Origin of the sequence: Marinobacter sp. P4B1, assembly GCF_001447135.1 — a bacterium.
GTDB lineage: Bacteria > Pseudomonadota > Gammaproteobacteria > Pseudomonadales > Oleiphilaceae > Marinobacter > Marinobacter vinifirmus.
This window is the reverse complement of record NZ_LLXM01000007.1, coordinates 44,835-68,800: the sequence shown is the minus strand read 5'-3', so window position 1 is coordinate 68,800 and position 23,966 is coordinate 44,835. Positions and strand designations below refer to the sequence as shown.

Genomic DNA, 23,966 nt, shown 5'->3' with positions numbered 1-23,966 from the left:
GCATGGCCCGCAGCAACCTGAACGTCTCGGGAATCGAAATCGCCAACGACAAGCCCTTTGTGCTGTTCGGCGGCATGAACGTACTCGAGTCCAGGGAACTGGCGTTTGAAGTGGCCGAAAAGTACGTGGATGTCTGCAGCAGGCTGGGCATCCCGTACGTTTTCAAAGCCTCCTTCGACAAGGCCAACCGCTCGTCCATCAACTCCTTCCGGGGCCCCGGCCTCGAGAAGGGGCTGCAGATCCTGGCAGATATCAAAAGCAAATTCGGCGTGCCCATCATCTCTGACGTGCACGAACCGGAGCAGGCGGCGCCTGCAGCTGAAGTCTGCGACATCATCCAGTTGCCGGCATTCCTGAGCCGTCAGACCGACCTGGTGGTGGCCATGGCCAAAACCGGCGCCGTCATCAACATCAAGAAAGCCCAGTTCCTGGCCCCCCAGGAAATGAAGCACATCATCACCAAGTGCGAAGAAGCCGGCAACGACAAAGTCATCCTGTGCGAGCGCGGCAGCAGCTTCGGCTACAACAACCTGGTGGTCGACATGCTGGGCTTCGGCATCATGAAGCAGATGAACGTGCCGGTGTTCTTTGACGTCACCCACTCCTTGCAGATGCCCGGCGGCCGTGCCGACTCGGCCGGTGGCCGGCGTGCCCAGGTGACCGACCTGGCGCTGGCTGGTATGTCTCAGGGCCTGGCAGGTTTGTTCCTGGAAGCCCATCCTGACCCGGACAAGGCTATGTGTGACGGCCCCTGCGCCCTGCGCCTGAGCCAGCTGGAGCCGTTCCTGCAGCGGGTGAAAGCTGTGGATGACCTGGTAAAAAGTTTTAAACCTATCGACACCGCCTGATTGGCGGTGTCGGCTATTTGAAAGACCGCATATTCCTGAGGTTGCCAAACCTGACGGCCTACTGCGGATTACGAGAGCGAATGACTGGAAAGCCTTGGCGAAAATTTCGAAGGCCAAGGATGGCCTGAGAGAAGCGCACATGGATGTGCTCGTAGCGGTTTTCGCCAAGGCTTTCCAGTTGTTCGCTCCGGCACCAAATTAAAAGTTAAGACTGGAGAAACAACCGAATGACCAAGATTGCCAACATCAAAGCCCGTGAGGTTCTGGATTCCCGCGGTAACCCTACCGTTGAAGCCGACGTTATCCTTGAAGACGGCACCATTGGAACCGCCTGTGCGCCTTCCGGTGCTTCTACCGGCTCCCGCGAGGCATTGGAGCTGCGTGATGGTGATGCTTCTCGTTACCTGGGTAAGGGCGTCCTGAAGGCAGTTGACGCGGTAAACAGCAAGATTCGTGACGCATTGGTTGGTAAAGACGCTGCCGATCAGCGCGCTCTGGACCAGATTATGCTGGACCTGGACGGCACCGAGAACAAGGCTAACCTGGGCGCCAACGCTATCTTGGCAGTTTCCCTCGCAGCGGCCAAGGCGGCTGCTATTTCCCTGAAGAAGCCGCTGTACGCTCACATCGCTGATATCAACGGCACGTCCGGCAAGTTCTCCATGCCGGTACCGATGATGAACATCCTGAACGGTGGTGAGCACGCGGATAACAACGTCGACATCCAGGAATTCATGGTTCAGCCGGTTTCTGTAACCAGCTTCGCTGAAGCCCTGCGTGTTGGCGCTGAAATCTTCCACAGCCTGAAGAAGGTGCTGAAGGCCCAGGGCCTGAACACGGCCGTAGGTGACGAAGGGGGTTTTGCGCCGAACCTGCCGTCTAACGAAGCTGCCCTTGCTGCCATCAAGCAGGCGGTTGAAGACGCCGGCTATGAGCTGGGCAAAGACGTGACCCTGGCCCTGGACTGTGCCTCTTCCGAATTCTACAAGGACGGTCAGTACCAGCTGTCCGGTGAAGGCAAGAGCTTTGATTCCGAAGGCTTTGCTGATTACCTGGCTGGCTTGTGCGAGCGTTATCCGATTGTGTCCATCGAAGACGGTATGGACGAGAGTGACTGGGATGGTTGGAAGGTTCTGACTGATAAGCTCGGCAGCAAGGTTCAGCTGGTGGGTGATGACCTTTTTGTAACCAACACCAAGATCCTGAAGCAGGGCATCCAGAAGGGTGTGGGCAATTCCATCCTGATCAAGTTCAACCAGATTGGCAGCCTGTCCGAGACTCTGGACGCTATCAAGATGGCTCAGGACGCCGGCTACACGGCGGTGATTTCCCACCGTTCCGGTGAAACCGAAGATACCACCATTGCTGACCTGGCGGTTGCTACCTGCGCAGGCCAGATCAAGACTGGTTCTCTGTGCCGTTCTGACCGGGTTGCCAAGTACAACCAGCTGCTGCGCATTGAAGAAGCGCTGGAAGGCAAGGCACCTTACCGCGGCCTGAGCGAAATCAAGGGCCAGGGCTGAGTTTTACCGGTAAACTTTGACCTGTCGGTAGTTACGGGCAGGTAACAAAGTGTTAAGGCCATCGCGTTCCGGATGAAAATTCGGAAACGATGGCCTTTTTGCACAGTGACTTACGCGAATTTGTTGCTAATCTACTATAAGGTCTATACTTGACGGTCGTAGATACCTTTAATCTGGTTAAATTCTGAGCTGATTTGGCATGAAAACGCTTTGGGCCATTCTGGTAGTGCTGATTCTCCTGCTGCAGGTTCGCCTGTGGATCGGGGAGGGTAGCTTTGCGCAGGTTTGGTCGCTGGAGAATTCGATTGCTGAGCAGCGGGCGGAGAATGCCGGGTTGGCGGCGCGTAATGACCGGCTTTATGCGGAGGTGCGGAACCTTCGTAATGAGCAGGGTGCTGTGGAAGAGCGGGCCCGGATGAACCTTGGTCTTATTCGCGAAGACGAGACTTTTTTTCTCGTAGTCGAGAACTGATTTCGGCACTGGGTGCTCCGAGCACCGGGGAGTGTCTCTCCGGGAACCGCTACGAGCACATCCATGTGCGCTTCTCTCAGGCCATCCATGGCCTTCGAAATTCCCGGAGAGACACTCCCCGGCGCTCTCCTGACATAGTGCGGGCCTTCCGATTATGAAATCTCAACTTTGGCTTGTTGTTCCTGCCGCCGGCATCGGCCAGCGCATGAAAGCTGAATGTCCCAAGCAGTACCTCAAGATCAATAACCGTTTTATCCTCGATATCACGCTCTCCCGTTTACTGGATAACGCGCCGTTCAAGGGTTGCATGGTGCCGTTGAACCCGGCGGATCACTGGTGGCCGGATAGTGAGTCGGCTAAAGATGATCGCATCCAGACCTGTACCGGTGGCAAGGAGCGGGCGGATTCGGTGCTTTCGGCGTTGCATGCGTTGGCGGAGCAGGCGGAGGATTCTGACTGGGTGCTGGTGCACGATGCGGCTCGGCCGTGTTTGCATGGCCATGACCTTTCCAACCTGATTGATACCCTGTCTGAGCACCCGGTTGGTGGGCTTTTGGCGGCGCCGGTGGCGGATACGTTGAAGCTGGCGGGTGGCGGTGTGCAGCCCGAAGTGGAGGAAACGGTGGACCGGAGCCGGTTGTGGCGGGCGTTGACGCCGCAGATGTTCCGGTTTGGTGCGCTGCGGGCGGCGCTGGAGTCTTGTCTTGAAAACAATCAGCCGGTCACCGATGAGTCCTCTGCCATGGAGTTTTCCGGTAAGATGCCTGTTCTGGTGGAAGGGCGGCCGGATAATCTGAAGATTACGGTGCCGTCTGACCTTGCTCTGGCCGAGTTTATTCTGGGCCGGCTGTAGGGTTTTCCCGCCTCTCGTTTATTTCTGTTTTTTTCGGAGACGATCATGCGCATTGGTCAGGGCTTTGATGTCCATGCCTTTGGTGAGGGTGATGCTGTCATTCTCGGTGGTGTTGAGATTCCCCACAGTCACGGTCTGAAAGCCCATTCGGATGGCGATGTGTTGCTGCATGCGCTGGCGGATGCGCTGCTTGGCGCGGTCTCGCTGGGGGATATCGGGCATCTGTTCCCGGATACCAGTGACGAATGGGCCGGTGCGGATAGCCGGGATTTGCTTCGGCGGGTGATGGCCCGGGTGCTGGAGGAAGGTTTTTCGGTGGTGAACGTGGATACCACCATTATTGCCCAGGCTCCGAAGATGGCGCCCCATGTGGAGGCCATGCAAATGAATATCGCCGAGGACCTGGGGGTGCCGGTGAATCGGGTCAGTGTTAAGGCCACCACCACCGAAAAGCTGGGGTTCACTGGCCGGGGTGAGGGGATTGCTTGCCAGGCGGTGTGCCTGCTTGAGGCGGTCAGCCTGTGACGGATGCTTCGGTAGAGCCACGTTGGCGGCTGGAGTGGCCGGTTTCTTCCGGGCAGCGGGTGGGTTCTGCCCAGTTGAAGGTGTCCCCTGAAGATTTCCGGGTGACCGAGTGTTTGTGGCCGGAGGTCGAAGGCCAGGCCGGTGGTGCCGAAGGTGCCGGTGAGCATCTCTGTGTGCGGCTGGAAAAGTCCGGGGACAATACCGAGTTCGTGGCCCGGGAGCTGGCCCAGCTGGCTGGCTGCAAGGCTTTCGAAGTGGGCTTTTGCGGGTTGAAGGATCGTCATGCGGTAACGTCGCAGTGGTTCAGTCTTTACTGCCCGGGGCGGGAAGCCTCTGATGCGGAATTACTCAGTGCTATTGGCGAGCGCTGGCGTGTTCTGAACTGGCGTCGCCACGCCCGCAAGCTGCGCCGGGGCGAACACCAGGCCAACGGGTTCGAGCTGGTGTTGCGCGAGGTTCAGAGCGACAGGCAGGCAATGGAGGCCGCGTTGGCGTTGCTTGCAGATCGGGGTGCGCCGAATTATTTCGGGCCCCAGCGCTTCGGTTTTCAGGGCGGCAACCTGGAGCGGGCGGTGAATCTTGATGTTTCCCGCCTGAACCGTAAGAAAGGCAGTCGTCATCGTGGTGGCGGAAGTGGTTCGAAAAACGTATTGTACTTTTCGGCGGCACGTTCGTGGCTGTTCAACGAGGTGCTGGCCGCTAGGGTAGAGGCCGGGAACTGGTTTGAGGCCATGGCCGGCGAACCGGAGGCCCATGGCAGCCCGACAGGCCCCTTGTGGGGTGATGGCGGCACGACAGCGACCGGTGAGCAGGAGCAGCTTGAGCGTTCCGTGGTGGCGGGCCATCCGGAATTCGAACGACTGTTTCTGAGTACCCGTATGAAGCCCGAGCGCCGGGCGCTGGTTACGCGCCCGGACAAGCTTCAGTGGCAATGGCAGGACGACAACACCCTGCGGTTACAGTTCACATTGCCACCTGGCCAGTACGCCACCACGGTGCTGGCCGATGTATTCGAGCTGCAGGACATGAGCCTCAGCCGGGATAATAAGTATTAAGAAAGCTAGCGGAGAACACTGTGCGTATTCTGTTGTCGAATGATGATGGCGTGCATTCGCCTGGCCTGATGGCCCTGTTCGAAGGGTTGCAGGGGCTGGGTGAACTTGCCGTGGTTGCCCCGGACCGTGATCACAGCGGGGCCAGCAATTCTCTGACCCTGAGCCGGCCCCTGACGGTAGAAAAACACCCCAGCGGCTTCTGGTCGGTAGATGGCACACCCACCGACTGCGTTCACCTGGCCGTTAACGGTCTGTTCGACAAGCCTTTTGACCGGGTGGTTTCCGGTATCAACACCCATGCCAACCTGGGCGACGACATTATCTATTCCGGCACGGTGGCCGCGGCTACAGAAGGCCGTCACCTTGGCCTGCCCGCTATTGCAGTATCCCTGGTTAATAACGGCCACTTCCATTATGAAACCGCCGCGCGGGTGGTTCGGCTGCTGCTGGAACACAAGCGATACCTGGCTCTGGGGCCCCGCTCGATTCTCAATGTGAATGTACCGGACCTGCCCTGGAGTGAGCTGGCTGGTATCAAGGTAACCCGGCTTGGGCATCGTGACCGGGCAGAGGGTGTTGTGCCGGTAACCTGCCCGAGAGGCAAGCGCCGGTACTGGATCGGTGCCGCCGGTGGCGGTGGCGATGCCGGCCCGGGCACGGATTTCCACGCGGTTCAGAACGGCTTCGTTTCGGTGACCCCCGTGCACATTGACATGACCCGACACGAGGCAATGAGCCGACTGCAAGACTGGGTCGATGACCTTGAGGGCTTCGGGGAGGTGTCGCAATGAATGCCCCGCTTGAAGGCATCGGCATGACCTCGCGGCGCACCCGTTTGCGCCTGGTGCAGCGATTGCGGGAAGCGGGTATCGAGTCGGACCGGGTGCTGGAGATTATCGGCCAGGTGCCGCGGCATATCTTTCTGGACGAGGCCCTTTCGCATCGAGCCTACGAAGACACGTCATTGCCCATCGGTTACGGGCAGACCCTGTCGCAACCCTATATCGTCGCTCGGATGACGGAATTGTTACTGGCCCACGAACCGGAGCGTGTGCTGGAATTGGGAACTGGGTCCGGTTACCAGACTGCGGTGTTGTCCCAGGCGTTCCGTGAAATCTTCAGCGTGGAGCGTATCAAGCCGCTGCAGGATCGGGCCAGGGAGCGTTTGCGGCAACTGAACATTCGTAATGCGATGCTTAAACATGCCGACGGTGGCATGGGCTGGCCCGAGAAAGGTCCGTTTGAGGGCATTATTGTGACGGCGGCGCCGGTAGAGGTGCCCCGGGAATTACTGGATCAGCTGGCCGATGGTGGTGTGCTGATCGCACCGGTAGGGGAGGAGAATCAGGTGCTGGTCGAGATTATCCGAAGGGGCGACAGTTTCGAGCGCCGTGAGCTGGAACCGGTGCGGTTTGTGCCCCTGCTTGGCGGAGTGGTTCGTTAATGGAGCATAGCCCGGACTCATCGGTGAATCGCAGCCACCATCCGGTGGCTGTGTTTTTAAGGGGTATGGCCATGGGCGCGGCGGATATTGTTCCAGGGGTTTCCGGGGGCACCATCGCGTTTATTACCGGCATTTACTTCCGGTTGCTGGAGGCCATCAGTGCGGCCCCGGTAGCGTTCGTGCGCCAGTTTCTGAAAGGTGACATCCGCGGCTTCTGGCAAGCCATTGACGGCGGTTTCCTGGTGACCCTGCTGGCTGGTGTGGTTGCCAGTGTGGCCAGCCTGGCTTCGCTGATTACCTGGCTGCTGGACAGCCATCCAATCCTGATCTGGAGCTTTTTCTTCGGCCTGATTGTTGCCTCGGTATGGCACGTGGGGCGCCAGGTCCGTCGTTTTTCGCCGTTTCTGCTGCTGCCTCTGTGTGCCGGAATTGTATTTGCCTGGTGGGTAACCACGCTGCCGGCCAGTGAAGTGGCACCCTCACAGCTGGCATTTTTCGGGGCCGGGGCACTGGCCATCTGTGCCATGATCCTGCCCGGCATATCCGGCAGTTTTTTGCTGGTGATTATCGGTATGTACTCGCCGGTACTGGCCGCCATAAAGTCATTCGAGGTGGCCCATCTGGGGCTGTTCCTGCTGGGTTGTCTGACCGGGCTGTTGTCTGTGGCCCGGCTGATCACCCTGGCATTCCGGCATTTCCACGACACGGTGCTGGCGCTGCTGACCGGTTTTATGATCGGTGCCCTGAGCAAGGTATGGCCCTGGCAGCAAACCCTGAGCTGGCGCACCAATAGCAAAGGCCAGGAGGTACCCTTGAGCCAGACCCCGGTTACACCGGACAGCTGGGCCGCTTTAACCGGGCAGGATCCGCAGGTTGTCGTTGCAGTGATGATGGCCCTGGCTGGGTTGGTGCTGGTGCTGGCCCTGGAGTATGCAGGACGTTTCTCTGCTCAAAGGCAGGGTAAGGCCGGTTAGTAAACCGGGAAAAGTGTTACCTGGCGCACAATTTGATTGTTTCAGAAGGTAACAATCCTGTGTGCCGGGTAACTTGGATTCGATTGTGAATTGTGCAATATATTAACAAGTTAGTCCTGAAACATGAGAAGTTGCATCCTGGACGGATGGTTTCTTATACGGTTTTATCATAATCAGGCATTTTTTATACGTGACTCTCTTTAGCGGGCGCCATCAAGCAGCATTCCGTGTCAGGGCTTCGGCCCTGACAGGAACCCCGTGTTGCAGGCGCCCCGGTCGCCTGACGCGAGCAGCCGCCTTGCTCCTGCTCGCCCTCCTGTTGCCCCTATCCGGCTGTAACACGAACGCCATCTATCAGGACAATCTGTACAACCCCCCGGTTTACTGGGGTACCCATGTGGTCAAGAAGGGCGAGAACCTGTACCGGATTGCATGGCGTTATGGCCGGGACTACCGCGAGCTGGGCAATGCCAATGGCCTGGCGCCGCCCTGGAACCTGCAGGTGGGCCAGGTGCTGCGACTGGACAAGAAAGGCCGGATTCCCGAAAGCACCAGAACGGCATCTGCCCCGCGCAGCACTGCTCCCGCCCCGCGCCCCAAGGCGGTAACCCAGCGCCCGAAGGCGACAACGCCTCCTTCCACCCGAACAACCCGCCCGGCCGGTTCGGCTTCCGGCAGCAGTCAGACGGTGGCCAATGTGCGATGGCACTGGCCGCACGGTGGCACTGTTATTGCAACATATTCCACATCCGGAAAAGTCAATAAAGGTATTGATATTGCCGGAAAACCCGGGGATGCTGTGAAGGCTGCCGCTAATGGAAATGTGGTTTACGCGGGAAGCGGGTTGCTTGGTTACGGCAACCTGATTATTGTGAATCACAACGAACATTATCTGAGCGCCTACGCACACAACCGCAAGATTCTGGTGCAGGAAGGGGAGGATGTTAAAGCCGGACAGGTAATCGCCGAGCTGGGAAGTACAGGGACAGACAAACCGATGTTGCACTTCGAGATTCGCAAGAATGGCAATCCGGTAGACCCGTCCCGATACCTGCCCAGACGATAAATCAGGGGAGCCGGAAGTTCCCTCGTTGATTACCCGACGTCCTGACTGATACCGCACAAGACAAGAACAAGAATGGCAACGGTGATTGCCAGCCAACAAGCAACTGTCCTGAAGAAAACCAACATTGAAAGCCCGCAATAACAAGAAGTATCGGGCGAAAACAGGATTATTGAGAGGCGGGGTAACGTAATGTCAGCAGAGCAAGAAGACATCATTATTGATCGCGTTGCAGAGATGGAAGACGCAGGCGATCATATCTTGGCCGAGGACAAGCCTGATAAGGCCGCGGCTGAAGACCCGGTGGCGGAAACCGAAGAGGATATTCCGGCCCAGGGCAAATACTTCACCAGCGCAAAGCAGCTGGATGCCACCCAGTTATACCTCAACGAAATCGGTTTCTCTCCCTTACTGACACCTGAAGAAGAAGTGTACTTTGCGCGCCTGGCCCGCAAGGGCGAAGAGGCTGGTCGCAAGCGCATGATCGAAAGCAACCTTCGGTTGGTGGTCAAGATTGCCCGGCGTTACGTGAACCGCGGGCTCACCCTGTTGGATCTGATCGAAGAAGGTAACCTGGGCCTGATTCGGGCGGTCGAGAAGTTCGACCCGGAGCGGGGCTTCCGGTTCTCTACCTACGCCACCTGGTGGATCCGCCAGACCATCGAGCGGGCGATCATGAACCAGACCCGCACCATCCGTTTGCCGATCCACGTGGTCAAGGAACTGAACCTGTACCTGCGTGCGGCCCGGGAACTCACCCAGAAACTGGACCACGAGCCAACGGCGGAAGAGATTGCCCGCATGGTGGATAAGCCGGTCGCAGACGTTAAGCGCATGCTGGGGCTGAACGAGCGGGTGGCCTCCATGGATACGCCTATCGGTGTGGGGAGTGACAAGTCCCTGATGGACACCGTAGCCGATGAAGGTGCGTCTGATCCCGCCGATGTGCTGCAGGATGACGATATCTGCTCCAGCCTGGAAAAGTGGATAGACCAGCTGAGTGACAAGCAACAGGAAGTGTTGTCTCGCCGTTTCGGTTTGCGGGGTTATCCCATCAGTACCCTGGAAGAGGTGGGGCAGGAGATTGGCCTGACCCGCGAACGGGTACGGCAGATTCAGGTAGAAGCCCTGCGTCGCTTGCGGGAAATCCTGGAGAAGGACGGTCTGTCAGGTAATCTGCTGTTTAACTAACACATCTGACGCACTACACAGGCAAGTCGGTCATGGTCACATGGCCGGCTTTTTTTGTTTAATGTGGCATCAAATGAGAACCAGGTGGTAAATGCCACCGGAACTTCGTTGTTAGAATGGGCCACCGGGCGGAATTCGGGTGTCGACCCGGTGCGAATGAAGCATTCAATAATAACGATCTTAAGGAAGGAAAGGACTATGAAGAAGACTCTTACAGCAGGTTTTGCATCTCTGATTCTCGCCGGCGCCCTGGCCACCCCTGCCCACGCCCTGACCGTAAGCGGTGTGGATGTTCCGGACACCTATTCCGCCATGGGCCAGGAACTGCAGCTGAACGGTGCAGGTACCCGCTCCAAGTGGTTCATGGATCTGTACGTTGGTGGCTTGTACGTTGCCGAGAAAGTCAGTGACGGGCAGGCAGTTATTAACGCCGACGAGCCCCAGGCAATCACCCTGCATATCACCTCCGGCATGATCACCAGCGAGCGCATGACCGAAGCCACCATGGACGGCTTCAAGTCATCCACCGACGGTGACCTGTCAGCCATCCAGTCTGATGTCGACCAGTTCATGTCCGTGTTCCAGGAAGAAATCAAGGAAGGCGACGTCTTTGACCTGGTCTATGCGCCGGGTGAAGGTGTGCATGTGCTGAAGAACGGCGAGCAGAAAGACACCGTAGGTGACCTGGAGTTCAAGAAGGCCCTGTTTGGTATCTGGCTGTCGGACAAGCCGGCCCAGAAAGACCTGAAAAACAAAATGCTCGGCCAGAACTGAGTTTCTGGAAGGAGTGATGAAAAAGCCGGCGAATGCCGGCTTTTTTGTGTCTGAGGGGACGCGAGTGTTGGTTACTGGTAGTCCCGCTTTTGCTTGAATTCGCAAAGGTCTTCGATAATACAGGCACCACATTTGGGCTTGCGGGCGGTACAGGTGTAGCGGCCGTGCAGGATCAGCCAGTGATGGGCGTCCATCAGGAATTCCTTGGGCACCAGTCGCATCAGCCGTTTTTCCACCTCCAGTACGTTCTTGCCAGGTGCGATGCCGGTGCGGTTGGATACCCGGAAAATGTGGGTATCCACCGCCATGGCGGGCTGACGGAAAGCGGTGTTCAGTACCACGTTGGCGGTTTTCCGGCCGACTCCGGGCAGTGCTTCCAGCGCTTCGCGGTTATCCGGCACCACACTGCCGTGCTGTTCCATCAGGATCTTGCAGGTTTTGATGACGTTCTCGGCCTTGCTGTTAAACAGGCCGATGGTCTTGATGTACTCCTTCAGGCCGTCCACGCCCAACGCATAGATAGCTTCCGGGGTGTTGGCTACCGGAAACAGCTTGTCGGTGGCTTTGTTGACCCCCACATCGGTGGCCTGCGCCGACAGGATCACGGCAATCAGCAACTCGAACGGATTGCTGTAGTTAAGCTCCGTGGTCGGGTTGGGGTTGGCATCCCGCAGGCGGGTAAATATCTCGATGCGTTTCTGTTTGTTCATAGGAAGACGAAATCAGCTTCAGGAAATGTTGCCGGTTACCCGGACCCGTTTGCTGCCTGTGGTGGCGGCCACCGGCTCTGCCGCTTTCCGGCGTTCGCTCAGGTAATTGTCGATGCCGTTCTTCAACGCGATCAGCAGGCCAAGGCCTACGAAAGCGCCGGGCGGCAGCACCATAAACAGCATATCCGGATACTGGTCGAAGGGCCGTACTACCCAATCAGCTGCCATGGGCCCCAGCAGCAGGTGCATGTCGGCAAACAGGGTGCCCTGGCCGAGCAGCTCCCGCATACCGCCGAGCACAACCAGGACCGCCAGGAAGCCAAGGCCCATCATGGCGCCATCCAGGATGGCCGGCAGTGGTGGGTTCTTGGAGGCAAAGGCATCGGCGCGGCCGAGAATGGCGCAGTTGGTAACGATCAGCGGGATGAAGATGCCGAGAATTTCGTACAGTTCGTAAGTGAAAGCCTGCATCAGCAGTTCTGCACAGGTAACAAACGAGGCGATGATCATCACGAAGGCCGGCAACCGGACGGACTCACTGACAAAGTTCCGGATCACCGAGACGGACAGGTTGGAACCAATCAGCACCAGCAGGGTGGCAATGCCCAGACCGATGGCGTTGACCACGGTACTGGTCACCGCCAGCAGGGGGCACAGGCCTAACACCTGAACCAGCGCCGGGTTGTTGTGCCACAGCCCGTCTTTGATGATCTCTCCGTTGGTTTTGGTAGCCATGTCAGGAGTGCTCCTCAGACAGCGGATGGGCGGCAATGGCCTCGCGGATATCGGCCCGGTGTTTGCGGAAATACACCAGCGTTTTCTGGACGGCTTTCACCACCGCGCGCGGCGTGATGGTGGCTCCTGTGAACTGGTCAAATACGCCACCGTTCTTCTTTACGTTCCACTCCCGGGGCTTGGGATTGTTCAGGGAGCGGCCATTGAAATCATAAACCCAGTCTGATTTTCGGGTTTCGATACGATCGCCCAGCCCCGGTGTTTCCCGGTGGCTGGTTACCCGAACGCCCAGTACCGTGCCGTCCAGGTCCACGCCCACCAGCAGGTGGATGTTACCGGAATAGCCATCGGGAGCCACTGCCGGAAAGATCAGGCCCACCGGGCGGCCATCCTGCCGGGCTACCCATGCCAGTACCGGCCCGGCTTCCGGGGCTCTCTCGTCAGCCGGCAGGGCAACTGCGCTGTTCAGCAGGTCGTTGTTGTGGCGGCTCTCCGGAATAATCTCGAACAGGGCTTTTGCCTCGGCCCGGGCGGCTTGCTCGGCAATCCGGTCTTTGGTGAGGCCCTGGGTCAGCGCAATGGTGCCGCCGGTCAGTACGGCAAACAGGCCAAGGCCGATAGCGCTGCGACGGATGGAGGTGGTCAGTGTGCTCATGGTCAGCCTCCGTTCCTGCCCGGCAGGCCGCGCCGGGGCTTGTGGTGGCCGTAGGTTCTGGGCGGCGTGTAATGATCGATAAACGGAACGGCAAAATTCATCAGCAGTACGCTGAAGGCGACGGCGTCCGGGTAGTTACCCCAACTGCGAATCAGGTAGATGAGCACCCCGATGCCGGCGCCATAAATCAGCTTGCCCTGGTGGCTGGTTGCCGCCGAAACCGGGTCGGTCGCGATAAAGAAGGCACCCAGCATGGTGCCGCCGGCCAGCAGGTGCAGTTGCAGGGGCGCGTATTGGTCCGGGTTGCTGCCAAAGGCCAGGCTCATCAGGGCGATACCCGCCAGAAACGCCACGGGAATATGCCAGGTGATGATTTTCAGGCCGATCAGCAGCAGGCCACCGGCCAGGAAGGCCAGGTTGACCCATTCCCAGCCTGCGGCTATCTGCTCGCCGAATGTCGGGTGCTGCAGCACTTCAGCGGCGGTGTGGCTGGCAATCTTGTGCTTGTACTCATCCAGTGGGGTAGCCATGGTCCAGCCGTCGACCGTTGTCTGACTGGCGGAGAAAATGCTGCTGAGTGTTTCGCCGAATCCGGGAGCATTGCCCCAAAGGGTCGCCGCCTGTGCCCAGTTGGTGGTCATGGCCACCGGGAAGGAAATAAGCACCAGGGCATAGCCGACCATGGCCGGATTGAACGGGTTGGAGCCGAGCCCGCCGTATAGCTGCTTGGCCACCACGATGGCGGTAATCACCGAAATGCCGGAGACCCACCAGGGAGCAAACTGCGGCAGGGACAGGCCCAGCAGCAATCCGGTTACCGCCGCGGTATTGTCTTTCAGGAAAAACGCCACCGGCTTACCGCGGAGTTTCAGAATGGCGGCTTCGGCCGCCAGTGCTAGTGCGATACACCACACCACATTGATCAGGTTACCCCAGCCGAAAAACAGGGTCTGGGCCAGCAGGCCGGGCAGGGCGGCAAGAATGACCCAGAGCATGACCCGTGACGTGGGGCGGGCGTTGTGGGCATGGGGTGACGACTGTTGAACTAATGCCATGAACAATAAGCCTGCAATGGGTTATTCGGATGCGGCGGAGCCGGTTTGCTCAGCGAGAACGTTTCGGGCATCAGCCAGGGCCTGTTCGGCTCGCTGTACCCGGTCGTGGTTCTTGGCCACGGCCCGCTCCAGTTTGTCCACGTTGTCGGCCTGCTGGGCCCGGGCTTCTTCCAGCATGCCGTGCATGGTATCGAGCTTGCCCTGAGCCTGCATAAGCTGCTTCTCCAGTGCCTCGATATCCGGCAGCGCCTGCTCTTCCCCTGTAGTGTCGGGTGATGCAGTCTCTTGAGACGGTGCAGGCGTAGCTGCAGCCGCTTCTGCGGTTTTGGCGGCCTTGGCCTTTTTCCGCTCCAGCGCCTGCTGGACCAGGGCGGCCTTGGCGGCACGGTCGTCCACTGCTTCGCCCTGCTGTGCCGCCTGTTCTGCTTCAGCCTGTTTCTTTGCCTGGGCTTCTGCAGCGGCCTTGGCCCGTTCCTTTCGGCGCTGTTCCTTTTCTTCCTGCTCCCGATCAAGGCGGGCCTGGCGGGCTTCGAAACGCTCCCGGGCATGGTCGGATTTCAGCTGCTCTGCACGCTGCTGGCGGATTTCGCCCTTGGCGTACCGGTAATACTGCACCAGCGGGATTGAACTCGGGCACACGTAGGAGCAGGCGCCGCACTCGATACAATCGAACAGGTTCAGGTGCTCGGCTTTCTCGAACTCGGCGGCCTTGGCGTACCAGAACAGTTGTTGTGGCAACAACTCCATGGGGCAAGCCAGCGCACACTGGCCGCAGCGGATACAGGGTTGTTCCGGAGGTGGAGCTGGCAGTTCTTCAGCAGTTGCTGCAATCACGCAGTTGGATGTTTTTACTACCGGCACGTCATCTGAGTGCAGGGTATAGCCCATCATGGGCCCGCCCAGCACCAGGCGGTTGAGCTGTTCCGGCCGCAGCCCGGCCTGTGCCAGCAGATAACTTATGGGTGTGCCGATCAGCGCTTCTACGTTGCCGGGCTGTTGCAGTGCTTCACCGGTCAGGGTGACCACGCGGGAAATCAGGGGCTTGCCTTCAAAAACCGCCCTGGAGACAGCCAGCGAGGTACCGATGTTCTGGCACATCACGCCGACATCTGCAGGAATGCCGCCACTGGGCACTTCCAGGCCAGTCAGGATTTCGATCAGTTGCTTTTCACCACCGGAAGGATACTTGGTGGGGATCACCGCAATCTCGATCTGGGTGCCCTGAACCGCTGCCTGCATGGCGGCAATGGCTTCAGGTTTGTTGTCTTCTATGCCGATCACGCAGCGGGCAGGGCGAAGAATCCAGGCCATTACCTGCATGCCGGACACCACTTCGGCGGCATGCTCGCGCATGGTCATGTCGTCGGCGGTGATGTAGGGCTCGCATTCGGCACCGTTCAGGATCAGGGTTTCAACCTTGCGGTCCCTTGGCGGACGCAGCTTGATGTCGGTGGGGAAGCCTGCGCCACCCATACCGGCAATGCCGGCATTTCGGATGATCTGCAGAACCTGTTCCCGGTCCATCAGCTTGTAGTCGGAAATCGGGGACAGCTCTGTCCACCGGTCTTCGCCATCAGGCTTCAGAACCACGCACCAGTCGGACATGCCAGATGGGTGCGGCACCGGCAGCTGCTCGACAGCTTCAATGGTGCCGGAGGTAGGGGCGTGTACCGGCACGCCCATTCCTGAAGTAACATCGGCCACAACCTGGCCTTTGAGTACCTGGTCGCCAACGTTGACGACCACTTCTGCAGGCTCCCCGATGTGCTGCTGCAGGGGCAGAACCAGTCGCTCAGGAATGCCTGCTTGCTGAATGGGGCGGGTGGTGGACTGGTGCTTGTTTTCCGGCGGATGAATGCCGCCGGCGAAATTCCACAGCTGAGTCATCAGGTGCTGGCTCCCTGGCGGTCCGTGGCAATCAGGTTGGGCTTCGGTGGTGTCCAGGTCCAGGTGCGGATATCCGGCTCCAGGGTGACCATGTCGATGCAGTCAACGGGGCAGGGCTCTACGCACAGGTCGCAGCCGGTGCATTCGCTTTCGATGACGGTGTGCATATGCTTGGCGGCGCCGAGGATGGCGTCTACCGGGCAGGCCTGGATGCACTTGGTGCAGCCGATGCATTCATCTTCACGAATGACTGCGACACGCTTGGCCTGTTCAACGCCGTGTTCGGCGTCCAGGGGCTGGGGTTCTACGTCCAGCAGGTCTGCCAGGGCCTTGATGGTGCTTTCGCCGCCTGGCGGGCACTTGTTGATGGCTTCGCCGTGGGCTATGGCTTCGGCGTAGGGGCGGCAACCGGGGAAGCCGCACTGGCCGCACTGGGTCTGCGGCAACAGTGAATCGATCTGGTCTACCAGCGGATTGCCTTCAACCCTGAACCGCTCTGCGGCAAACCCCAGCAACCCGCCAAAGACCAGCGCCAGTGCCAGCAGAACCACAACGGCAATCAGAAAGCTTGTCCACATAAAACAACTGCTCCGTCAGACCGTAACCAGGCCGGTAAAGCCCAGAAACGCCAGCGACATGAGACCTGCGGTAATCATACCAATGGCGGCGCCACGAAAGGCAACCGGTACATCAGACACGGCAATACGCTCGCGCATGGCGGCAAACAGCACCAGCACCAGGGAGAAACCGGCCGCTGCGCCAAAGCCGTACAGCACGGATTCAACGAAGTTATTGTTTTTGTTCAGGTTAAGCAGGGCTACGCCCAGAACCGCGCAGTTGGTGGTAATCAGCGGCAGAAAAATACCGAGTACCCGGTACAGCAAAGGGCTGGTTTTACGCACCACCATTTCGGTGAACTGAACCACCACCGCAATCACCAGGATGAAGGTGATGGTTTTCAGGAAAGCCAGGTCCAGCGGTGCCAGCAGATAGGTATAGGCCAGATAGCTGCACACCGACGACAGAGTCAGCACAAACGTGGTTGCCAGCGACATACCCATGGCGGTTTCCAGTTTCCCGGAAACCCCCATGAAGGGGCACAGTCCCAGAAACTGCACCAGCACGAAGTTGTTCACCAGAATGGTGCTGACCAGTATCAGCAAATACTCTGTCATCGGAGCGTCTCAGCCTTGCTGCTTACATTACCCGCATGCCGGGTGTGGCGCCGGAATCCGGAGACAGGATGAAGATCTCTTTGCCACCCGGGCCTGCGGCCAGAACCATACCTTCAGACATGCCGAACTTCATTTTCCGGGGTTTCAGGTTGGCCACCATCACGGTCATACGGCCTTCCAGATCTTCCGGTTTGTAGGCGGACTTGATACCAGCAAACACGTTGCGTTCGCCATGGCCTATATCAAGTGTCAGGCGAAGAAGCTTGTCTGCGCCTTCCACATGCTCGGCTTTGACGATCTTGGCGACCCGCAGGTCCACCTTGGCAAAGTCGGGGAATTCGATTTCCTCAGCCACAGGTTCCAGGTCTGCGGCCGGCGCCGCTGAGGGCTGACCGACGGCTGCCGGCATTTCTTCTTTCGAAGCGTCCAGCATTTTCTCGATCTGCGCCATATCCACCCGGTTCATCAGCGGCTTGAACTTGTCGATGCCGTGATTTTCCAGCAGGGCGGCGCGGTTGTTCCAGTCCAGGCGGGAGTTCAGGAACGACTGCGCGGCATCTGCGGTCTTCGGCAGTACCGGTGCCAGGTAAGTCATCAGCAGGCGGAACATATTCAGGGCGTTGGTGCAGATGGCCTGCAGCTTGTCGTCCTGGCCTTCCTGCTTGGCAATCACCCAGGGCTGTTCATCGTTCACGTACTGGTTGGCGATGTCTGCCAGCTCCATGATCCGGCGCATGGCACGGCCGAACTCGCGAGTTTCGTAGAACTCGGCAATCTGCTCACCGGCATCGATAAATTCTTTCAGTTTGTCCTGCTCGGTGACCTTGCCCAGCTTGCCGTCAAAGCGCTTGGTGATAAATCCGGCGCTGCGGCTGGCGATATTCACCACCTTGCCGACCAGGTCCGAGTTCACCCGTGCGGCAAAGTCTTCCAGGTTCAGGTCCATGTCATCCACGCCACCGGTCAGCTTGGCGGCGAAGTAGTAACGCAGGTATTCCGGGTCCAGGTGATCCAGGTAGGTGCGGGCCATGATGAAGGTACCGCGGGACTTGGACATCTTCTTGCCGTTCACCGTCACGAAGCCGTGGGCCCAGACAGCGGTCGGGGTACGGAAACCGGCATCGTGCAGCATGGACGGCCAGAACAGGGCGTGGAAGTTGATGATGTCCTTGCCGATGAAGTGGTACACCTCGGCGGTGGAATCTTTCTTCCAGAAATGCTCGAAATCGATGCCTTCGCGGTTACACAGGTTCTTGAAGCTGGCGAGGTAACCGATAGGCGCGTCCAGCCAGACATAGAAATACTTGCCCGGGGCATCGGGAATCTCGAAGCCGAAATAAGGCGCATCACGGCTGATGTCCCACTCCTGCAGGCCGGCATCCAGCCACTCGGCCAGCTTGTTGGCCACCTGCGGCTGCAGGGCACCACTGCGGGTCCACTTGCTCAGGAAGTCGTGGAACTCCGGCAGCTTGAAGAAGTAGTGCTCGGATTCTTTCTCCACCGGCGTAGCGCCGGAGACCGCAGAGCGCGGGTTGATCAGCTCCGCCGGGGTATAGGTGGCACCACAGGCCTCACAGTTATCACCGTACTGGTCATCAGTCTTGCACTTGGGGCAGGTGCCCTTGATGAACCGGTCCGCCAGGAACATTTCCTTTTCAGGATCGAAGAACTGGGTAATCTTGCGGGTCGCAATATTCCCGTTTTCCTGGATCTGGCGGTAAATGTACTCGGAGAAATACTGGTTCTCCTCCGAGTGCGTGGAGTAGTAATTGTCGAAGCGGATATGGAAGCCGGCAAAGTCTTCCTGGTGCTCCTGGCGAATCCGGTCAATCAGCTCTTCGGGGGTAATGCCCTCACGCTCGGCCCGCAGCATGATGGCGGTACCGTGGGCATCGTCGGCGCAAACGTAGTAGCAGTTGTGGCCCCGCATGTTCTGGTAGCGCACCCAGATGTCGGTCTGAATGTATTCCAGCAGGTGCCCCAGATGAATGGGCCCGTTGGCGTAGGGCAGGGCGCTGGTAACCAGAATATCGCGCTGTTGCTTGCTCGCTTGCGTCATGGTGATGTCCGAACCTTATGTTGATACGGGTTGGAAAGACAAACAGGGCTCAGGAGCATCGGCAACCGCTTGCTCCAGGTGAAGACCCCGTATGGTCAGAAACGGCCACAGATGATACCTTCCAAGCCATCATTTTTCACCTGCAATCAAGCTTATGTGCTTATTCCGGAGACCCCGATGACCCAGATATCCCAACAGGCCCTTGAGGCCGCCGTAAAAGAATACCGGGACCCGTACCTGAACAAAGACCTCTACGAACTGGGCGCGGTAAAAAGCCTGAGCGCAGACGAACAGGGCAAAGTCACCCTGATGGTCGAATTGCCATACCCTTCAAAAGGCATCGCCGGCGGCCTGAAACAGATCGTCGCCAACGCCCTGGAGTTTGTGGACGGCGTTGAAAGCGCAGAAGTTCACGTGGGCCAGAAAATCCACGCCTGCAAAATCAACAAAGACATCGCCACCGTACCGGGCGTGAAAAACATCATCGCCGTCGCCTCCGGCAAGGGCGGCGTGGGCAAATCCACCACCGCCGTCAACCTCGCCCTGGCCCTGCAAGCCGAAGGTGCCCGAGTCGGCATCCTCGACGCCGACATCTACGGCCCCAGCATCGGCATGATGCTCGGCGTACCCGAAGGCCAGCGCCCGGACGTACGAGAGAACAAATACTTCGTACCCATCAAAGCCCACGGCCTGCAAGCCAACTCCATGGCCTTCGTTACCACCGACAAAACCCCCATGGCCTGGCGCGGCCCCATGGTCAGCGGCGCCGTCATGCAACTGCTCCAGCAAACCCTGTGGGATGAACTCGACTACCTCATCGTCGACATGCCCCCCGGCACCGGCGACATCCAGCTCACCCTCGGCCAGAAAGTCCCGGTCACCGGCGCCGTCATCGTCACCACCCCGCAAGACATCGCCCTGCTGGACGGCAAAAAAGGCATCGAAATGTTCCGCAAAGTCGACATCCCGGTGATCGGCGTCGTCGAAAACATGAGCGTGCACATCTGCTCCAACTGCGGCCACGAAGAACCCCTCTTCGGCCACGGCGGCGGCGAACGCATCGCAGAAGAATACCAAACCGTCCTGCTGGGCCAGCTGCCCCTGCACATGACCATCCGGGAACAGACCGACAGCGGCTCACCCACGGTTGTTGCTGAGCCAGATTCCGAAGTGGCGAGGCGGTATCTTGATATCGCGAGAAGGGTGGGTGCTGAGCTGTCTACCCGGGAGCGGAATCTTGGTGGAACGATTTCCAGTGTTTCTGTTACCGAACACTGAATCAGGACACCAGGCACAATCTGCGTCAACGGAATAACGGAATATAGGTTTTAACAAAGAGCGATTTCCGAGTAGTCGGTGCAGAGGAAGTGAGGGGCGCTTTCCAAAAATGTCGGAGGCCATGGATGGCCGGAGAGAAGCGCACAGGGGTGAGGCAAGCGTTTATGAAGCGGAGCTTCATGCGCAGCCGAACGCCAGCAATCTGTGATTGCTGGCTGGACCCGCTTGCGGGTGCTCGTAGCGGTTTTTGGAAAGCGCCCCTCACTTCCTCAGACTCCAAACTAGCAGGCTACAAGGATCGCGAACGCCAAGCCTTCGACAGCCATCAAGGGACAAGGTAAACTACGCCCCAATTTTCCCACCAGCTGGAAACGAGAATTCACCCATGAGCATCAAATCCGACAAGTGGATCCGCCGGATGTCCGAACAACACGGCATGATCGAACCCTTCGAAGCCGGACAAGTTCGGGAAAACGAAAAAGGCCGCGTCATCTCCTACGGCACCTCAAGCTACGGCTACGACGTACGTTGCAGCAACGAATTCAAAATCTTCACCAACGTCCACAGCGCCACCGTAGACCCGAAAAATTTCGATGAAAACAGCTTCGTCAACTACACCGGCGACGTCTGCATCATCCCCCCGAACAGCTTCGCCCTGGCACGCACCGTAGAATACTTCCGCATCCCCAGAAGCGTGCTCACCATCTGCCTCGGCAAAAGCACCTACGCCCGCTGCGGCATCATCGTGAACGTCACCCCGCTGGAGCCGGAGTGGGAAGGCCAGGTAACCCTGGAGTTCTCCAACACCACCAACCTGCCGGCGAAAATCTACGCCAACGAAGGTGTGGCCCAGATGCTGTTCTTCGAATCCGACGAAATCTGTGAAACCAGCTACAAAGACCGCGGCGGCAAGTACCTTGGCCAGACCGGCGTGACCCTGCCCAGGACATGAACGCCAACCAGTTTCTTAAAGCCGTCTCACAACTGCAGGGCTGGCGCGAATGCGCCTTCCTGCTGACCCTGGCCGAACGGGCCTTCCCTAACTACGCACTGTTTGCAGACGCAGTCGGCATGAAAAGCGGCGGTAAAATGCGCCAGCTGCTCGACCTTGCCTGGGGCATGCTGCAAAAAGACGCCTCCGAAGCGGCCATCCCCCAGCTGCTGAGCAAGCTTGAAACCCTTAGCCCGAATGTCGACGAGTACGATGCCTACGGCGTATACCCGGCCTTCGACTTCTGCCAGTTGCTGGAGCAGGCCCTGCTCAACCGCCTGAACCCCAACAAGCATCGGGCAACCGAAGCATCGCAGCTGGCTACCAAAACCGTGATGGATTTCGTCGAAATGTCCGAAGGTGAGGGCATGGATGACGATGAGCTGATCCGCATGTTCGAGCACCATCCCCTGCTCAAAGAAGACAAGCTGTTCCAGCGTGACACCGTGCTCGCCCTCAAGCGCCAGCGCACGCCCCGGGAAGACTTCATTGCCGAACTCAAGGCCGAGGCCGCCAACGACGGCGTCAGCAATCTCGGTATTTCCCTCGATAGCTGAGCCGTTCCGGCTCAGATTAAACTTGTTAGCTACCTGTTGAATTGCCTGTTGAACGGATAACTGCCATGAAACTCTCTGCTTTTGGTCGTAAATTTACCGCCGACGCCGGTATCACTTCCCTGATGGATGACCTTGGCAATGCCATGGCCTCCGGCGAGGGAATGATCATGATGGGTGGTGGTAATCCCGGGCACATCCCGGAGATTCAGGAGCGGGTGCAGGAAATCCTGGCGGGTATGGCGGCAGACGAAGGGCAGGTGCGGCGGCTGGTGGGTATCTACGACCCCCCTCAGGGCGAGAAGCAGTTCATTGCCTCGCTGGCGGAGTTGCTGAACAATGAATACAACTGGGGCCTGAAGCCGGAAAACATCGCCCTGACCAACGGCAGCCAGGCCGCCTTCTTCATGTTGTTCAACATGTTTGGCGGTGAATATGGCGAGGGTCAGCGCAAGCACATCCTGCTGCCACTGGCGCCGGAATACATCGGCTATGCCGATGCGGGCATTGATTCAGACTTATTCCGGGCTGTGCAGCCGGACATTTCATTTACCGATGCCCACGAATTCAAATACCGGGTGGATTTTGATGCGGTGGAGGTTACGGGTGAAACCGGTGCAATCTGTGTCTCCCGGCCCACCAATCCGACCGGTAATGTCATCACCGATGAAGAGTTGGCCCGGCTCGAAGAAATGGCCCGGCAGCAGGATATTCCGCTGATTGTCGATGGCGCCTACGGTACGCCGTTCCCGAGCCTGCTGTTTGTGGATGCGCAGCCCACCTGGAACGAGCAGATTATTCTGTGCCTGAGCCTGTCCAAACTTGGTTTGCCGGCTGCCCGTACCGGTATCGTGATTGCCGCAGAGCCCATCATCAAGGCGTTGTCCGGCATCAATGCCATCATGAACCTGGCCACTGGCAGCTTTGGCGCCATGCTGGCGGAGCCGCTTGTGCGCTCTGGCGAAATCCTGTCCCTCAGCCGGGATGTGGTGTGCCCCTTCTATAAGGCGAAAATGGAAAAGGCCGTGGCAGCGTTCCGTGACGCTATGGGCGAAGACAGCTGCCGTTGGTACATCCACAAACCGGAAGGTGCCATGTTCCTGTGGCTATGGTTTCCGGATTTGCCGATTTCCAGCCTGGAGCTGTATCAGCGCCTGAAAGAGCGGGGAGTGCTGGTGGTGTCCGGGCACTATTTCTTCCCGGGCCTGCCGGATGACGACTGGAAGCATCGTCACGAATGCTTGCGGGTTACCTACTCCCAGGATGATGCGCAGGTGGCGGAAGGCCTGCGTATCATCGCGGATGAGGTCAAAGCGGTATGGCGGGAGTTCGGCCGGGCCGGTCAGTCCTGAACCCGGGCATCTCTAAGCTTCAGTTCGTATTCGCTGCCGTCCGGCTCTACCTGTAGCAGCCGGACCAGCAGGTAGTCCTGGGCCGGATCAAACCACATCAGGGTCCGGCGCCGGGCATTCTCGCCGCGAACCTTTTCCGCTTTCAGGGTGTTCATGGTGCGGCCCCGGTCGCTCAGGCTGTCTTCATCAATCACCGAGAACCGGTCTTCATCGTAGTCACCCTTGTCGAGCACATGGTAGGTGACGTCCCGTTTGCCTGCTTTCAGGTCCTGGTGCAGTTGCAGCTGGTAGCCCAGCGGGTCCAGGGTGCCTTCCCTCAGCTCAACGTTGAACGACTCGCCCCGGTAAGAGCCCCTGGCCATACCTTTCTGCCAGTCGAAATCGATGGCTTGTTCGCGATCTTTAATCAGAAATCCTGACAACCGGTAGCGATAGCGCAGGGGAATGACCTGGCCGTCCTGCCACTTGAAGATCAGTGATTCGTCGATATCGGCAATGAAGGAGTCAACGTCTGTACGGTACAGCCAGACGTTGTTGCCCTGGTCGGTCAGTGTGCGCACGCCTTCGCCGTTCAGGCTGACACCCTTTGACATGGAAGCGGTGTAGCTGGCTTCGTACGGGGTAAGCTCAGGGCTGGCGTCGGCAGCGCTGGCGGAGAGTGCAAGCAGGCCGGACAAAAGCCCGGCCAGCAGGGCGGAAGTTCTGGTGACAGCTGGGTTTCTTTGCATCCGGTTGCCTCTTTCTCTGTCTATGCTTGCGACAGTCTAGCTGCTCCCGGTGCTCAGGAGGATGA

At 58.6% G+C, this 23,966-nt stretch carries 25 protein-coding genes; 16 read left to right on the top strand and 9 right to left on the bottom strand.

Annotated features, from left to right (window positions below):
* The first annotated feature begins 2 nt into the window (after positions 1 to 2).
* The 12 genes from kdsA to AQ621_RS05655 all read left to right on the top strand — a co-directional run bounded on the left by kdsA (position 3) and on the right by AQ621_RS05655 (position 10,722).
* On the top strand, positions 3 to 848 hold the full coding sequence (gene kdsA, locus AQ621_RS05710; protein ID WP_058340646.1) for a 3-deoxy-8-phosphooctulonate synthase: 846 nt from the start codon (positions 3 to 5) through the stop codon (positions 846 to 848).
* Between the two features lie 227 nt (positions 849 to 1,075).
* Positions 1,076 to 2,371 (top strand): phosphopyruvate hydratase, encoded by a 1,296-nt coding sequence (gene eno / locus AQ621_RS05705; RefSeq protein ID WP_058340645.1) that lies wholly within the window; start codon positions 1,076 to 1,078, stop codon positions 2,369 to 2,371.
* 199 nt (positions 2,372 to 2,570) lie between these two features.
* Positions 2,571 to 2,843 carry a septum formation initiator family protein gene (locus tag AQ621_RS05700; RefSeq protein WP_058340644.1) on the top strand — a complete coding sequence of 91 codons (273 nt, stop codon included), beginning with the start codon at positions 2,571 to 2,573 and terminating at the stop codon, positions 2,841 to 2,843.
* Positions 2,844 to 2,997: 154 nt separating this feature from the next.
* The gene (gene ispD / locus AQ621_RS05695; protein ID WP_058340643.1) at positions 2,998 to 3,696 is read left to right on the top strand and encodes a 2-C-methyl-D-erythritol 4-phosphate cytidylyltransferase; all 699 of its coding nucleotides are present in this window, start codon (positions 2,998 to 3,000) and stop codon (positions 3,694 to 3,696) included.
* Positions 3,697 to 3,741: 45 nt separating this feature from the next.
* Positions 3,742 to 4,221 carry a 2-C-methyl-D-erythritol 2,4-cyclodiphosphate synthase gene (gene ispF, locus AQ621_RS05690; protein WP_058340642.1) on the top strand — a complete coding sequence of 160 codons (480 nt, stop codon included), beginning with the start codon at positions 3,742 to 3,744 and terminating at the stop codon, positions 4,219 to 4,221.
* Entirely contained in the window at positions 4,218 to 5,276 is a 1,059-nt protein-coding gene (truD, locus tag AQ621_RS05685) for a tRNA pseudouridine(13) synthase TruD (RefSeq protein WP_058340641.1), read from the top strand. The genes ispF and truD overlap by 4 nt, the downstream gene beginning before the upstream one ends.
* A 20-nt stretch (positions 5,277 to 5,296) precedes the next feature.
* Positions 5,297 to 6,067 (top strand): 5'/3'-nucleotidase SurE, encoded by a 771-nt coding sequence (surE, locus tag AQ621_RS05680; RefSeq protein ID WP_058340640.1) that lies wholly within the window; start codon positions 5,297 to 5,299, stop codon positions 6,065 to 6,067.
* Positions 6,064 to 6,720 carry a protein-L-isoaspartate(D-aspartate) O-methyltransferase gene (locus AQ621_RS05675; protein WP_022990072.1) on the top strand — a complete coding sequence of 219 codons (657 nt, stop codon included), beginning with the start codon at positions 6,064 to 6,066 and terminating at the stop codon, positions 6,718 to 6,720. Before surE ends, AQ621_RS05675 begins: the two co-directional genes overlap by 4 nt.
* On the top strand, positions 6,720 to 7,694 hold the full coding sequence (locus tag AQ621_RS05670; RefSeq protein WP_058340639.1) for a DUF368 domain-containing protein: 975 nt from the start codon (positions 6,720 to 6,722) through the stop codon (positions 7,692 to 7,694). Before AQ621_RS05675 ends, AQ621_RS05670 begins: the two co-directional genes overlap by 1 nt.
* Positions 7,695 to 7,992: 298 nt before the next feature.
* Positions 7,993 to 8,760 (top strand): peptidoglycan DD-metalloendopeptidase family protein, encoded by a 768-nt coding sequence (locus AQ621_RS05665; RefSeq protein WP_022990074.1) that lies wholly within the window; start codon positions 7,993 to 7,995, stop codon positions 8,758 to 8,760.
* A gap of 189 nt (positions 8,761 to 8,949) precedes the next feature.
* On the top strand, positions 8,950 to 9,948 hold the full coding sequence (gene rpoS, locus AQ621_RS05660; RefSeq protein ID WP_058340638.1) for an RNA polymerase sigma factor RpoS: 999 nt from the start codon (positions 8,950 to 8,952) through the stop codon (positions 9,946 to 9,948).
* Positions 9,949 to 10,146: 198 nt separating this feature from the next.
* Positions 10,147 to 10,722, top strand: coding sequence for a chalcone isomerase family protein (locus AQ621_RS05655; protein ID WP_022990077.1), 576 nt, complete (start codon positions 10,147 to 10,149; stop codon positions 10,720 to 10,722).
* A gap of 71 nt (positions 10,723 to 10,793) precedes the next feature.
* Here AQ621_RS05655 and nth read toward each other — a convergent pair whose 3' ends face one another.
* Genes nth through metG form a run of 8 tightly spaced genes read right to left on the bottom strand, consistent with a single transcriptional unit; the run spans position 10,794 to position 18,998 of the window.
* Positions 10,794 to 11,432 carry an endonuclease III gene (nth, locus tag AQ621_RS05650; protein WP_058340637.1) on the bottom strand — a complete coding sequence of 213 codons (639 nt, stop codon included), beginning with the start codon at positions 11,430 to 11,432 and terminating at the stop codon, positions 10,794 to 10,796.
* Between the two features lie 18 nt (positions 11,433 to 11,450).
* Positions 11,451 to 12,167, bottom strand: coding sequence for an electron transport complex subunit E (locus AQ621_RS05645; RefSeq protein WP_058340636.1), 717 nt, complete (start codon positions 12,165 to 12,167; stop codon positions 11,451 to 11,453).
* Between the two features lies 1 nt (position 12,168).
* A complete protein-coding gene (gene rsxG, locus AQ621_RS05640; protein ID WP_022990080.1) occupies positions 12,169 to 12,822 on the bottom strand; it encodes an electron transport complex subunit RsxG in 654 nt (217 codons plus the stop codon).
* 2 nt (positions 12,823 to 12,824) lie between these two features.
* Positions 12,825 to 13,877 carry an electron transport complex subunit RsxD gene (gene rsxD, locus AQ621_RS05635; protein WP_058340635.1) on the bottom strand — a complete coding sequence of 351 codons (1,053 nt, stop codon included), beginning with the start codon at positions 13,875 to 13,877 and terminating at the stop codon, positions 12,825 to 12,827.
* A 21-nt stretch (positions 13,878 to 13,898) separates the two neighbouring features.
* Positions 13,899 to 15,764, bottom strand: a complete 1,866-nt coding sequence (gene rsxC, locus AQ621_RS05630) for an electron transport complex subunit RsxC (protein WP_058340634.1) — start codon at positions 15,762 to 15,764, stop codon at positions 13,899 to 13,901.
* Positions 15,764 to 16,342: an electron transport complex subunit RsxB gene (gene rsxB / locus AQ621_RS05625; RefSeq protein WP_058340633.1), complete on the bottom strand. Its 579-nt coding sequence runs from the start codon at positions 16,340 to 16,342 to the stop codon at positions 15,764 to 15,766. The genes rsxC and rsxB overlap by 1 nt, the downstream gene beginning before the upstream one ends.
* Positions 16,343 to 16,357: 15 nt before the next feature.
* On the bottom strand, positions 16,358 to 16,939 hold the full coding sequence (rsxA, locus tag AQ621_RS05620; RefSeq protein ID WP_022990084.1) for an electron transport complex subunit RsxA: 582 nt from the start codon (positions 16,937 to 16,939) through the stop codon (positions 16,358 to 16,360).
* 22 nt (positions 16,940 to 16,961) lie between these two features.
* Positions 16,962 to 18,998, bottom strand: a complete 2,037-nt coding sequence (metG, locus tag AQ621_RS05615) for a methionine--tRNA ligase (protein ID WP_058340632.1) — start codon at positions 18,996 to 18,998, stop codon at positions 16,962 to 16,964.
* Between the two features lie 177 nt (positions 18,999 to 19,175).
* On the opposite strand from metG, the gene apbC reads away from it, so the two are divergent.
* The 4 genes from apbC (at position 19,176) to AQ621_RS05595 (ending at position 23,173) form a co-directional block, all read left to right on the top strand.
* A complete protein-coding gene (gene apbC / locus AQ621_RS05610; RefSeq protein WP_058340631.1) occupies positions 19,176 to 20,276 on the top strand; it encodes an iron-sulfur cluster carrier protein ApbC in 1,101 nt (366 codons plus the stop codon).
* Between the two features lie 385 nt (positions 20,277 to 20,661).
* Positions 20,662 to 21,228, top strand: coding sequence for a dCTP deaminase (gene dcd, locus AQ621_RS05605; protein ID WP_022990087.1), 567 nt, complete (start codon positions 20,662 to 20,664; stop codon positions 21,226 to 21,228).
* A complete protein-coding gene (locus AQ621_RS05600) occupies positions 21,225 to 21,824 on the top strand; it encodes a YjaG family protein (protein WP_022990088.1) in 600 nt (199 codons plus the stop codon). The genes dcd and AQ621_RS05600 overlap by 4 nt, the downstream gene beginning before the upstream one ends.
* 65 nt (positions 21,825 to 21,889) lie before the next feature.
* Positions 21,890 to 23,173 carry a valine--pyruvate transaminase gene (locus AQ621_RS05595; protein WP_058340630.1) on the top strand — a complete coding sequence of 428 codons (1,284 nt, stop codon included), beginning with the start codon at positions 21,890 to 21,892 and terminating at the stop codon, positions 23,171 to 23,173.
* Here the strand turns inward: AQ621_RS05595 and AQ621_RS05590 are convergent.
* A complete protein-coding gene (locus tag AQ621_RS05590; protein ID WP_058340629.1) occupies positions 23,164 to 23,901 on the bottom strand; it encodes a DUF3108 domain-containing protein in 738 nt (245 codons plus the stop codon). The two genes, AQ621_RS05595 and AQ621_RS05590, sit on opposite strands and share 10 nt — an antisense overlap.
* Positions 23,902 to 23,966: the final 65 nt, after the last annotated feature.